Source organism: Myxococcus dinghuensis (assembly GCF_024198235.1).
In the GTDB taxonomy this organism is placed as follows: domain Bacteria; phylum Myxococcota; class Myxococcia; order Myxococcales; family Myxococcaceae; genus Myxococcus; species Myxococcus dinghuensis.
The window spans coordinates 39,843-52,646 of sequence record NZ_JAKCFB010000016.1 but is presented as its reverse complement, the minus strand read 5'-3'; the positions used below and the strand labels follow the sequence as shown (position 1 = coordinate 52,646).

Here is a 12,804-nt window from a genome sequence, read left to right as displayed (position 1 = left end):
CACCGAGGAGGTGCCCGGGGCGGCGGGGACTTCGGGCGGTGTGACACCCGGGGACGTGAGCCCCGGTGTCACGAGGCCACTAGCGGGCGTCCGTCTCCGTGACGGGGATGGGGAAGCGCTCGTGCGGGGCGTAGTCGGGGTCGATCTCTCGCGGGAGCGAGTCCAGCTTGCCGTAGCGGCGCAGGTCCAGCCACCGGTGGCCGCCCTCGAACATCAGCGAGTAGCGCTTCTGCTTCAGCAGCTCGTCCAGCGCGGCCTCCTTGGTGGTGACGTCCAGGCGGGGCGCCAGGCGACCGGAGCGGGTGCGGATGTAGTTGATGTCGTCCATCGCCACGCCGATCTGCTCCAGGCCGATGTTGGCCTCGGCACGCAGGAGGATGAGCTCCTCGTTGCGGATGATGGGCACCGGCGAGTCGCTGCTGGGGTAGAGGGTGAAGCGCAGCGTCGTCACCAGCTTGCCGCCGGCACCCTTGACCTCGGGGATCTTCCGCGTCTTGCGCGTGAAGCGGTCGTCCAGCGTGACGCCATCGGCCTGCTTCTCCGCGTCCGTCTCGATGCCCGGGTGGGCGAAGATCTTCTCGGTCAGCAGGCCGTTGTCCAGGTCGCCGGAGGCGGCGCGGAAGGCGTGGTAGACGCCCACGTTCAGCGAGGCGAGCGCCGCGGTCTTGGCGCCCTCGTCCGCGGACGCGGTGGCGTCCAGGAACGACTGGCTGAGGGTGTCCAGCGCCACCTGGTGCTGGCCCATGTAGACGGCCACGCGGGCGCGGATGGCGCGGTTGAACTTCAGGAACGTCGCCGGCGTGTTGAAGCCCGTGAAGCCCGTGCTCAGCTTGAAGGAGAACTTGTCCCCCGCGGCGCCCAGGTGCGTGGCCGCCTCGTCGAGCAGCGTGGCGATGTGCGCGAACACCTCCGCCTTCGTCGCGAGCGGCGCGAGCTGGCCGAGCGGCAGGTCCACGTCGATGGGCGCGCCGTTCGTGTCACGGGTGTTGACGACCATCAGGAAGTCGAGCGCCTGGAACGTCTTCGCGAAGCCACGCACGCCTTCCTTCTCGGCGTCCGACAGGCCGGACACCTTGCTGAGCGCCGTCAGGAGCGTGTTGGCGTTGCGGATGTTGGCGTAGGGCTGCGTCCAGAAGTTGCCGCCGAAGGCCGGACCACCCGGGTCGAGCGTGGGGCCGAGCAGCTCGTTCACGGTGCGCGGGTCGGAGGCGTCGAAGACGTAGGCCTCGCGCCCGATGACGCCCAGCTCCGCCACGTAGCCGTTCTGCGCCGCGATGATGACGCGGTGCCCGATGGTCAGCCCCGTGGAGGCGCTGTTGATGCTCGACGGGGTGGGGTTGTCGCGGAACTCGTCCAGGCTCGGGTTGTTGAGGTCCCCGATGTCGAGGCCGCAACCCACGAGGCTCAGCGCCGCGCCCAGTGCCGCCAGTGTCTTCTTCGTCAGATGCATGTTCATGGCTCAGAACCCGACGTCGAGGGACGTCCAGAAGCTGCGGCTGGGGGGGAAGGGAGCGACGTCGATGTTGCGTGCGATGGCCTGGTTGCCGAAGTTGCTCACCTCGGGGTCGAGGCCGGAGTAGCTGGTGAAGGTCAGCAGGTTGCGACCGCTGACGCTCAGGCGGGCCGTCTGGAGCTTCGGAATCGCGGACACCCAGGACTTGGGCAGGTTGTAGGCGATCGTCACCTCACGCAGCTTCAGGAACGTGGCGTCCTCCACGTAGATGCTCGCGTTGTTGTTGGCCCAGTCCGTCGAACGCTGGCGACCGCGGCTCACGTAGTCCTCGGACGTGCCCGCGTCGTCGTACAGGAAGCGGGTCAGGTTGATGATGTCGCTGCCCTGCTGCCAGTGCCAGAGGAAGGACAGGCTCAGGTCGCCGTACTTGAGGGTGTTGGCGAAGCCCAGGGTGAAGGTGGGCTCGGTGTCGCCGATCTTCTTCACGATGGGACGGCCGTTCTCGTCCACGCCCATGTTGCCGACGATCTGCGTCGCCGAGGCACCTTCCTGGATGTAGAACGAACCGAGCGAGTTGCCGAAGCCGCCCGCGGCGAAGGGCGCGACCGGCAGGTTGGTCACCTTGCTGCGGTTGAGGGCGAACGTCGCGGACGAGGTCCACTCGAGGTTGCCGCGCACCGGCGTCACCTGCAGCATGGCCTCGATGCCGCGGTTGCGCAGCGAGCCGCCGTTGGTGAACTGGGTGGTGAAGCCCGTGGAGCCCGGCAGCACGCGCTGCAGGAGCAGGTCGCTGATGGCGCGCTGGTAGACGGTCAGCTCGGCCACCAGGTCGCCGCCGAAGAACATCGCGTCGACACCGGCCTCGATCTCGCGCTGGCGCTCCGGACGGATGTTGGGGTCGCCCGCCACGCCCGTGCCGACGAGGCCCGGGGTGCCCTGCACGTTGCCCAGCGCGCTCATGCCGCTGAACTTCATGCCGTAGGTCGGCTGGTTGCCCGTCTCACCGTAGGCCAGGCGGACCTTGAGCTCGTTCACCAGCGGGTGGAACGAGGGGATGCGGTACGCGGAGGCCAGCTTCGGGTAGAGGAAGAGCTTGTTGGTGTTGCCGTTGGCGCTGCTCTGCTCGGCGCGGATGGCGCCGACCAGGGTCAGCCGCTCGTCGAGCGTGATCACTTCCTCCTGCAGGTAGTAGCCACGGTCACGCACGTGCTGCGCGTTGTCGCGCACGCCAATCACCGTGCCGGAGTCCACGCCCGGCTGGCCGGCGTTGAGGTTCCGGCTGACGATGTACGTGGTGTCGATGCGGCGCTCCTCGAACTGGACGCCGCCGGAGGTGGTGGCGCTCAGCACGCGCGAGGCCGGCCGGTACGTGTGGACGAGGTTGATGCCCCCGTTCAGGTTGCGCACCTGGCTGGTGCCGTACAGCGACGTGCCCGGGAAGGTGTCGACCGGCTCGAAGTTGAGCTCGGGCGGGAACACCAGGCGGTTCTCCTGCTGGAAGCGATCCACGCCGGCGTTGGCGAGCAGCCGCAGGTGGTGCTCGTCCGTCTTCCACAGGTGGACGGTCGCATCACCGGCGCCGATCAAGCGCCACACGTCCTCGTCGTTCTTCGTCAGCGCCGCCGTCTGGAGCGGGTTGGAGCCGTTGGCGACGAACGGGTTGCGCGGATAGACGCCGTTCGCGTCCGGCCGGAGGTCCACGAAGCTGGGCGCGGTCGGCATCACCATGTAGTAGGAGACGCTCGCGTTGTCGTTGTTGGTCAGGCCGCGCTGACCCAGCGAGTGGATGAGGTTGGTGGAGACGTTGACCTCCACCGCGTCGCCGATCGTCTGCCCCAGGTTGAGGCGGAACGACTGCTTCTCGTAGCCGGTGTTGGCGATGATGCCTTCGTCGTTGCGCAGCAGCGCGGACGCGAAGTACTTCGTGTTGCCGCTCGCGCCGCTCACGCTGGCGATCGTCTCCGAGGACAGGTCGCGCCGTCCGGACAGCTCCGCCTCGTGGTCGTAGCTGCGGCCGGGCGTGTAGTACGCCAGCGCGTCCTCGCCGAAGGTGTCGATGACCTCCTGCTCGGAGTTGAACTTGCGCGTGCCCAGCTTGTTGGCCAGCGTGTACATGCCGAGCCGCTGGGTGATGTCGACCTTGGGCTCGCCCGCGCGGCCGCGCTTGGTGTTGATGATGACGACGCCGTTGGAGGCCTTGGAGCCGTAGATGGCGGCGGCGGACGCGCCCTTGAGGACCTCGATGCTCTCGATGTCGTTGGGGTTGATGTCCGCGATGCGGTTGACCTGGTTGTCCTGGGTGGGGCTCGGGTTGGAGCCGCGCACGGACTCCGTCACCGCCCACACGCCGGAGGCGATGGCCACGTCGCTGACGAGCACGCCGTCGATGACGTAGAGCGGCTGGGAGGAGCCGTTGATGGTGGACACGCCGCGCAGGCGCATCTGGATGCCGCCGCCCGGGGCGCCGGAGTTGGACTGGATGTTGGCGCCGGCCACCTTGCCCTGGAGGGCCTGGTCCACCGTCTGGGACGGGGCGCGGTTCATCTCCTCGGCGTTCACCGAGGCCACCGAGTTGGTCAGGTGCTTGCGGGCGAGCTCCGAGGCGCGACCCACGACGACCATCTCCTCCGAGAAGACGTTGTCGAGCGCGACGTTCACATCGCGCTGGGCGGGGCCGACGCGCACCTCGCGCTCACCGTAGTCCTGCGAGGAGAACAGCAGCGTCACCGAACCGGGGGGGACGTTGGTGAGCGTGAACGTACCGTCCAGCTCCGTCTCCACGCCCTGGGTGGTGCCCTTGATGATGACGCGTACCAGGGGCAGGCCCTCGTTCGTCAGCCGGTCCGCGACACGGCCCTTCACCGTTCGCGTGATCACGTTGACCGGAGCAGGCGTCGCCGCGGGAGTCTGCGCGGCGGGAGCGTCGGCGGCGGGGGCCGGAGTCGCGGGCGCCTGCGCAGCCGGAGCCTGTGGCTCGGGAGCTGGCGGGGTCGCTTCCTGGGCCATGGTTTCCAACGAGAAGAGTGCGATCACGCACCCCGGAATCAACGCTCGTCTAAGCGTCATTCGGATCTTTCCTCGCAACGGTGGGAACGGCCCCCCCTGCAGGTGCCGTGGCCGCGAATCGTCACTGGGTGAACTCAACCAAGTCAATGGGATTGCTTGATTTTCGAGAAACTTGGCGAAATCCATCCGAGCGGCAATATTCCGAAACCGTATCGAGTGAGCTTTTCCCCGAATGGCGGGTGAGCCCCCATCTCCTCGGGAGGGAGCCCGCGACAGGTCGCGACGTCTGGGGTGTCGCGCGTGCCTTCCTCGTAAGAGGGAGCCCGTAGGTCGGCTCCGTGGACGCGGCGCTTCACGTCGCATCGACGTCGCGCGACATGGCGTGACGCCGTGCGCGGGGGATGGCGAGAGCTGGCCTGTCCCGAGGTCCTCCCCCGGTGGGAGCCCCCGGGCCCTCGTTCAGGTTCCGGGGGCGGGGATGGGCGCGTGCCCGACGCGGGTTCTCCTGGGTCAGCCGGAGATTTCCGGCCCCGTCCGCCTGGGAGAAGGGCCGAGGGACGCCGCCAATGGATGGCGGGTCCGGGCCCCGGGCGAGACTTGTTGCCCCCGGGGCCGGCCCTCCCATAAGAGACGCAGCGGATATGGCGATGAACGAGCGTTACGAGCCGCAGTCGATCGAAGGTAAGTGGCAGGCCCGTTGGGACGAGGCCGGCATCTTCCGGGCAGGCAAGCGCCCGGGCGCACCGAAGAAGTACATCCTGGAGATGCTGCCGTACCCCAGCGGGAAGATGCACATGGGGCACGTGCGCAACTACCTCATCGGGGATGTGTACGCGCGCTACTTCCTGATGCGCGGCTTCGACGTGCTGCACCCCATGGGCTGGGACGCCTTCGGTCTGCCGGCGGAGAACGCGGCCATCAAGGACGGCGTTCACCCGGCGGTGCGCACCGCGGAGAACATCGCCTCCTTCAAGAAGGAGATGAAGAGTCTCGGCTACAGCTACGACTGGGAGCGCGAGGTCAACACCAGCCAGCCGGAGTACTACCGCTGGAACCAGTGGTTCTTCATCAAGATGTTGGAGCGCGGGCTCGTCTATCGCCGCTTCAGCAAGGTGAACTGGTGTACCGGCTGCCACACCGTCATCGCCAACGAGCAGGTGAAGGACGGCAAGTGCGAGCGCTGTGACTCGCCCGTGGTGGACAAGGAGATGCCCGAGTGGGCGTTCCGCATCACGAAGTACTCGCAGGACCTGTTGGACGCGCTCGACACGTTGAAGGAGTGGCCGGACCGCATCACCGCGGCCCAGCGCAACTGGATTGGCCGCTCGGACGGCGCGGAGGCGGAGTTCCGCGTCCAGGGCCACGACGCCTCCCTCCGCGTCTTCACCACGCGCATCGACACCATCTACGGCTGCACCTACGTGGTGCTGGCCCCGGACCACAAGCTCGTCAACCAGGTCACGACGCCCGAGCGTCGCGCGGACGTGGACGCGTTCGCGAAGAAGATGGCGGCGCAGTCCAAGACGGATCGCCTGGGCGAGGAGGCGGAGAAGGAGGGTGTCTTCACGGGCGCCCACGCCATCAACCCGTTCACCGGCCAGCCGGTGCCCATCTGGATCGCCAACTTCGTCGTGAGCGACTACGGCACGGGCGCGGTGATGAGCGTCCCGGCGCACGACGAGCGCGACTTCGCCTTCGCCCGCAAGTATGCCTTGCCGGTGAAGGTGGTCATCCAGCCGGCCTCCGGGGACACGCTCCCCGCGGGTGACGCGTTGGAGGCGGCCTTCACGGAGTACGGCGTGCTGGTGGACTCCGGTGAGTACACGGGACAATCGTCCGAGTCCGCCCGCAAGGCGATGGCCGCGAAGCTGGAGCAGGACGGCCGGGGCCGCGCGACGGTGACGTATCGCCAGAAGGACTGGGGCTTCAGCCGCCAGCGCTACTGGGGCACGCCCATCCCCATCGTCTACTGCGAGAAGTGCGACCCGGAGCGCCACGGCATCCCCGTGCCGGTGGAGCAGTTGCCGGTGAAGCTGCCGGAGATCGACGTGCAGGAGGTGCTCACGGGCAAGGGCGAGCCGCCGTTGGCCAAGGTGCCCTCGTGGGTGAACACGACCTGCCCCAAGTGCGGCGGGCCCGCGCGCCGCGAGGCGGAGACGATGGACACCTTCGTCGACTCCTGCTGGTACTTCGCGCGCTACCTGTCGCCGCACTACGACGCCGCGCCGTTCGACCCGAAGGAGGCCCAGCGCTTCCTCCCCGTGGACGTCTACGTGGGCGGGCCGGAGCACGCGGTGATGCACCTGCTCTACTTCCGGTTCTGGACGCGGGTGATGAAGCTGTTGGGGTTGAGCCCGGTGGACGAGCCCGTCACCCGCCTCATCACCCAGGGCATCGTCAACGGTCCCGATGGCCGGAAGATGTCCAAGCGCTGGGGCAACGTGGTGGCGCCGGCCTCCATCACGGAGACCTACGGCGCGGATACGGCGCGGACCTACGTGATGTTCGCTGGGCCTCCGGAGCGTGACTTCGACTGGTCCAAGGACCAGGTGGAGGGCGTGTTCCGCTTCCTCAAGCGGGTCTGGACGCTGGCCGTCACGCACCAGGCGGTGGCGGGCGCGACGCACGACGGGAGCTACGAGGGCAAGGCGCTGGAGACGCGCCGCGCGGCGCACAAGGCGCTCAAGCGCGTGACGGAGGCCATCGAGCGGCTGTCCTTCAACACCGCCATCGCGGGCATCATGGAGTTCGTCAACGCCCTGTACGCGGTGGGCACGCCGGAGACGGCGGCGGAGAAGGCCGCCATGGCCGAGGCCGTGCGCGTGCTCTCGGTGGTGCTGACGCCGTTCGCGCCGCACGTCGCGGATGAGATCGCGGAGGCCTACGGCGCCAGGGAGCCCGTCGCGGCGCAGTCGTGGCCGGCGTTCGACCCGGCGCTGGTGGTGGACGACGTCATCCCCTACGCGGTGCAGGTGAACGGCAAGCTGCGCGCGGAGATCCAGGTGGCGGCGGACGCGGCCGAGGCGGATGTCCGGGCCGCGGCGGAGGCGGACGAACGCGTGAAGTCGGCCATCACCGGCAAGACGGTGCGCAAGTTCGTCTTCGTGCCGAAGCGGCTGGTGAACTTCGTCGTCGGCTGAGCGGAGGCGCCCGCGTGCCGGCAGAGGTCCTCGTCATGTGTCCCGCGTGCGGTCGGCCCCAGCCGGCTGGCGGCGCGCGGTGCATCGCATGTGGGGCGCCCCTGCCGGACGCGCCCGTGCCTCCGGCGGAAGGGCCCTTCCTCTCCGCGGAGCTGGGGGGAGGGCGCTCCCTGGTGGGTGAGGGCGGTCGGCTCTCCTACCGGCTCTCTCCCTCGGCGCCCCCACAGGTGGTCGAGTTGGGGCGGCTGCGCGAGCTCTCACTGGAGTCGCGGGCCTTCCGCGAGGCGCTGCTGCTCCTGGCCTTCGTCCCGCTGGGGGTCCTGGCCCAGGCGCCGGCGCTCCGGTTCCTCTCGTTCGGAATGGCGGTGCTGGGCGTGCTGCTCGCGGCGACGTGTCGGGTGCACACCCTGATGCTGGAGCTGTCCGCGGGGTCGCTCCTGCGCTGGTCGCTCGGGCTGGCGCGGCGTGGCTCGGAGCGCGACGAGGCGCTGCTGACGGTCTGGCGCACGCTGGTGGCGGCGGTGCGTGCGCGGGGCGTGGTGGTGCGCGACGCGGCCGGCGCGGTGCTGACGTCCGCCGAGCCCGAGCCTCCGCGGCCCGACGCGAACGACGGCCCTCGCGCTTGACGGAGCGACCCGGCCGGGTAGGGTGCCGGCCATGTCGCTTCGCTTCGGGCCCGTGTCACGGCGTCTCCGTTCGGCCGTGCTGCTCGCGGGGTGGGGAGGCTGCGCGCTCGTGGCCTCGGGGTGCGGATACAAGCTGGCGCCGCGCGGGACGGGGCTCCCGGAAGGCGTGAACGCCGTCTGCGCGCCCATCTTCGCCAACGACACGGCGGAGCCCGCGCTGGAGACGCTCTTCACGCGCTACCTGCGCCAGGAGCTGACTCGCGTCGGCCGCCTGGGGGGCGGGGACGTCCCGTGTGAAGCGCGCGTGGAGGGGACGGTGGTGGCCGTGTGGAGCTCGCCGACCATCGTCGGGCGCTTCTTCCGCGTCTACGCCACGGTGAGGTTGCGGCTGGTCCGGGAAGGCCAGCAGCCCCAGGAGACGGTCGTCTCCGGGACGGAGGACTATCTGCCCGGGAGCGGTGACATCCTGGAGTCGGAGTCCAACCGCCAGGCCGCGCTGGACCGCCTCGCGGAGGTGCTCATGCGCGACGGCTTCGACAGGCTTGCCAGCACCTGGTGAGGAGGCCGTGGGGCCTCCTCCCGGGGAGCCTGCTTCCGAAGAATCGTGGGAATGGGGACCCGGAGGGCCCCCAGCGGGACTAGGCCTGCGCGCTCTTGGCGGCGGCCTTGGCCAGACGGGAGATGCGGCGGGAAGCGGTGCGCTTGTGCAGCACGCCCTTGGAGGCGGCCTTGCTCAGCGCCTTGGAGGCCGACTTGAGGGCGTCCGTCTTCTTGGTGGCGTCCTTGGAGGCAATGGCCTCGCGCGCGGACTTGACCGCATCCTTCACCTCGCCACGGACGGTGACGTTGCGGGCGCGGCGCTTCTGGGACTGACGGTGACGCTTCTCTGCGGACTTGGTGTTGGCCAAGAGAAATCTCCAGCGAAAGGCAGGCTAAAAAGAGGGGGCCGTCCTTACTGCGACGCCTCGCAGGCGTCAAGGCGGGCGTGTGTATCTGCCCGGGTTTTCCGGGGTCCAGACGCGGATCAGCCGACGAACCCGGGGAAAATCACCCGGTCGGGGTGGCGTATTCCCACCCCAGGCCGGCGGGGTCCCGGAAGTTCAGCGCTCCGGGCCGGTGCTCGCCGAGCGCCCCCGGTTGGTGGGTCTCCAGCCACGCCGCGAGCTTCTCCACGGCCCGGGTCGAGGGGGCTTCCAGGATCAGCGTCGTGGCGCCGGAGCCCGGCGTCGCCGCCCCCTGCTCGAAGACGAGGCGCAGGGAGCCGCTCTCGTAGGTGGCTCGCTCCGGAGCCTCCCGGGGGCGGGTCCACCCGAGGACGGGCGCCAGGGCGTCCCAGAAGGCGCGCTGGGCGGCCAGGTCCGGCACCCGCAGGCGCAGCGTGGACACGGGGGCCCGGGGCAGGGCGACGGGCGGGGGGAGCGCCTTCTCCTGCGCCTTGGCGGCCTGCCAGTGTCGCTCCATGTGCTCCAAGGTGGCCTCTCCGAAGGGGACACCCTCGGCGCGCAGGGCGCCCTCGATGTGCTGGAAGCGGGTGGTGAAGCGGCGGATGGCCATGCGCAGGGCGTCCTCGGCCGGGGCCTTGATGAAGCGCGCGAGGTTGGCGAGCGAGAACAGGACGTCACCCAGCTCGTGTTCGATGGCGTCCCGCTCCCCGGAGGCGATGGCCTCGTCCAGCTCCCGCAGCTCCTCGTCCAGCTTGCCACGCACGCCCGCGAGGTCCGGCCAGTCGAAGCCGATGCGGCTGGCCTTCTCCGTCAGTCGCTCGGCGCGCAGCAGGGCGGGGGCGGCGGTGGGGACCCCGTCGAGGACGGAGCCCTCGCTGCCCGTCTTGCGCTTCTTCTCCTCGGCCTTGAGTTTCGCCCAGTTGGCCAGCACCTGCTCGGCGCCGTCCACCCGCTTCTCGCCGAAGACGTGGGGGTGGCGGCTCACGATCTTGTCGCTGATGGCCTTGCTGACGTCGGCCATGGAGAACTCGCCCAGCTCCGACGCGAGCTGCGCGTGGAAGACGATCTGGAACAGCAGGTCCCCCAGCTCCTCGCACAGCGGCTGCCACGGGCCGCCCTGGCCCACCCGGTCCATCTCGTCGAGGACCTCGAAGGCCTCCTCGACCAGGTAGGGGCGCAGCGAGCGCAGGTCCTGCTCCCGATCCCACGGACAGCCGCCGTCGGCGCGCAGCCTCCGCATGATCTCCACCAGCCGTTCCAGCTCCGCCCCGGGGCTCCCCATGACATGTCCTCCACCCGCACGGGCCACCAGGCCCGCGACGCGCGTCGTCTAACACGTGACCTGCACGCCGCATCCCCCGAAAGGCGGTCCGGAGGGTGGGGGTGGTGGCGTTCGCTTCCGTGCTCCGGCCCGGGTCGCCTATCATCCGGGTCCTGGATGATCCGTCCCCCCCTCTCCGCCTTGGTCCTCTGGGGCCTGCTGCTCCTGACCCCCGCGTTGGCTTCCGCCCAGCTCGAGGCGCCGACCCGACTCCAGGAAGTGGATCCTGGCCCCGTCGAACCCGACCTCCAGGATGAAGCCGTGGACACCGCCGAGGCTCCGGAGGAGGAGCCGGAGGGGGCCCAGCCCGAGGACGACGAGGACGAGGCGCCCCGGAAGGGGGCCAGGGGGGCTCGCGGGAAGGCCCCCGCGGAGCCCGTGCCGGTCCAGGGCGCTCCGGGCGTGCCCTCGAGCGCCGCCCCGCAGGTCCCGGAGGGGCCCGTACCCCCGCCCGTCGCGCGCCCCACGCTGGCCCCGGTGCTGGCGCCCCGGGTGACGGACGCGGAGATCCTCGCGGTGTGGGACCGCTGGCGGCAGGCCCGGGCGACCAACGACCAGGCCACCGCGGACCAGGCGCAGAACGCGCTGGGGGTCCTCAAGACGGAGCTGCAGGCGGCCGACCTGGAGCCCATCAGCGTGGGCTTCCTGCGCGAGTCGCTCGTACGCCGCAGGGCGGGGGACATGCCGGGCGCGCTGCGATTGGGCGAACTGGCGGTGCGGCTGTCGCCGCGGCTGCCCATGGCGCACTTCATGATGGCGGAGACGTATGCCGCCGATGACCCGGTGGATGTGGGTCGCTACCTGGGCGCGCTGCGCGTGGCCCTCGTGTCCATGGCCACGGACCCACGCTACCGGGGGCCCGCGTTGGTGGACCTGGGCGCGCTGCTGCTGGTGGCCTGGGCCGGGACGACCGGCGTGTTGGTGGCGCTCTTGTTCGTGCGGCGGGTGCGCTACGCGCTCCACGACTTCCACCACCTGCTCCCGCGCTCCGTGGCGCGGTGGCAGTCCGCCCTCCTGGGCCTCCTCCTGCTCGGCCTGCCCCTCACGCTCGGCGTCGGGCTGCTTCCGTTGCTGCTCCTGCTCCTGGGCGTGGTGGTGCCCTACCTGACGCGCGCGGAGCGCATCGTCGCGGCGGTCCTGGTGGCGGGCCTGGGGTTGGCGCCGCTGGCGGCGGGGCAGCTCGCCCGGGTGACCGCGTTCGCCGGCACTCCGGCGGAGGACGTCTCGCTGCTGGAGCGCGGGGGGCTGGCGGCGGAGGCCGCGGCGGCGCGGGTGCAGGCGCGCCAGTCGGCGGGCAAGGCCACCTTCTTCGAACTGACGGCGCTGGGGCAGTACGAGACGCGGCGAGGCCTGTTGGAGGAGGCCCGGGGGCACTTCAAGGCGGCCTCCGCGCTGCGCAGCCGGGACGCGCGCTTGTTGACCCGCTTCGGCAACGCGCTGGTGGGGCTGGGCGACGACGAAGGCGCCGCGCAGTTGTACGTGCAGGCGTCGAACGCGGAGCCGACCCTGGCGGCGCCGCACTACAACCTCTCGATGATCTACCGGCGCCGGGCGAAGACGCTCCCGGACGCGCAGGTGGGCGCGGAGTTGGATCGGGCGGCCACCGCCACGGCCGCCGCGCAGGCGCTGGATGGCGAGCTGTTGCGCCGGGAGCCGCCACCGGACGAGCGGCTCCTGTTGAACCAGTTGATGCTCTCACCCCCCTTGTCCGCCTCGGAGTGGATGGGGCTGGCGGATGGGGCGGAGGACGGCGCGCGGGTGGAGGGCGAGCTGACCCGGTGGCTCCTGCCGGGAGTGTCGCCCGGACCGGTGTCCTGGGGGCTGGCCGCGGTCGTCGCGGTGGTGCTGGTGCTGTGGGGCACGCTGGCGCAGCGGCTCAAGGCGGCGCAGTGCTGCGAGCGCTGCGGCCGTCCGGTGTGCGTGCGGTGTGATCCGGAGCTCGCCGAGGGCAGCAAGCAGTGCGGGCAGTGCGTGAACGTGTTCTCGCGTCGCGGGCTCGTGCCGCAGAAGCTGCGCCAGCGCAAGGCGGACCAGGTCGGGCGTCACCAGGCGTGGGTGGGGCGGGTGACGTATGCCGCGGGGGTCCTGCTGTCCGGCGCGGGGCACGTGGTCGCCGGCGGCACCGTGCGCGGCGTGCTCTACGCGTTCTTCTTCTTCTTCGCGCTCGCGGCGTCCCTGCTGCATCACGGCCTGATGCGCGTGCCCTACGGTGAAGCGCCCATGTACCTCAAGCTGGTGCCAGCGGTGCTGTTGCTGGTGATCATCCACCTGTCGTCCATCAGCGGCCTGCGTCGGCTGCGGCGGGGGGAGTGAC

The 12,804-nt window shown here is 70.4% G+C and carries 8 protein-coding genes; 4 read left to right on the top strand and 4 right to left on the bottom strand.

Features of this window, described 5'->3' with window-relative positions:
- Positions 1 to 79 precede the first annotated feature (79 nt).
- Together LZ198_RS21360 and LZ198_RS21355 are read right to left on the bottom strand one after the other, a co-directional pair.
- Positions 80 to 1,456, bottom strand: a complete 1,377-nt coding sequence (locus LZ198_RS21360) for a RagB/SusD family nutrient uptake outer membrane protein (RefSeq protein ID WP_253973874.1) — start codon at positions 1,454 to 1,456, stop codon at positions 80 to 82.
- Positions 1,457 to 1,459: 3 nt separating this feature from the next.
- On the bottom strand, positions 1,460 to 4,330 hold the full coding sequence (locus LZ198_RS21355; protein ID WP_323382847.1) for a SusC/RagA family TonB-linked outer membrane protein: 2,871 nt from the start codon (positions 4,328 to 4,330) through the stop codon (positions 1,460 to 1,462).
- 770 nt (positions 4,331 to 5,100) lie between these two features.
- Between LZ198_RS21355 and leuS the strand changes: the two genes are divergently transcribed.
- From leuS to LZ198_RS21340, 3 genes are all read left to right on the top strand, one after another.
- On the top strand, positions 5,101 to 7,599 hold the full coding sequence (gene leuS, locus LZ198_RS21350; protein WP_253973872.1) for a leucine--tRNA ligase: 2,499 nt from the start codon (positions 5,101 to 5,103) through the stop codon (positions 7,597 to 7,599).
- Positions 7,600 to 7,715: 116 nt separating this feature from the next.
- Complete coding sequence (locus LZ198_RS21345) at positions 7,716 to 8,225, top strand: hypothetical protein (RefSeq protein ID WP_253973871.1); 510 nt, start codon at positions 7,716 to 7,718, stop codon at positions 8,223 to 8,225.
- Positions 8,226 to 8,256: 31 nt separating this feature from the next.
- Positions 8,257 to 8,784, top strand: coding sequence for an LptE family protein (locus LZ198_RS21340; protein ID WP_253973870.1), 528 nt, complete (start codon positions 8,257 to 8,259; stop codon positions 8,782 to 8,784).
- 79 nt (positions 8,785 to 8,863) lie between these two features.
- Here LZ198_RS21340 and rpsT read toward each other — a convergent pair whose 3' ends face one another.
- Together rpsT and mazG are read right to left on the bottom strand one after the other, a co-directional pair.
- On the bottom strand, positions 8,864 to 9,133 hold the full coding sequence (rpsT, locus tag LZ198_RS21335) for a 30S ribosomal protein S20 (protein WP_253973869.1): 270 nt from the start codon (positions 9,131 to 9,133) through the stop codon (positions 8,864 to 8,866).
- 139 nt (positions 9,134 to 9,272) lie between these two features.
- Complete coding sequence (gene mazG / locus LZ198_RS21330; protein WP_253973868.1) at positions 9,273 to 10,451, bottom strand: nucleoside triphosphate pyrophosphohydrolase; 1,179 nt, start codon at positions 10,449 to 10,451, stop codon at positions 9,273 to 9,275.
- 156 nt (positions 10,452 to 10,607) lie between these two features.
- On the opposite strand from mazG, the gene LZ198_RS21325 reads away from it, so the two are divergent.
- The gene (locus tag LZ198_RS21325; protein ID WP_253973867.1) at positions 10,608 to 12,803 is read left to right on the top strand and encodes a tetratricopeptide repeat protein; all 2,196 of its coding nucleotides are present in this window, start codon (positions 10,608 to 10,610) and stop codon (positions 12,801 to 12,803) included.
- Position 12,804: the final 1 nt, after the last annotated feature.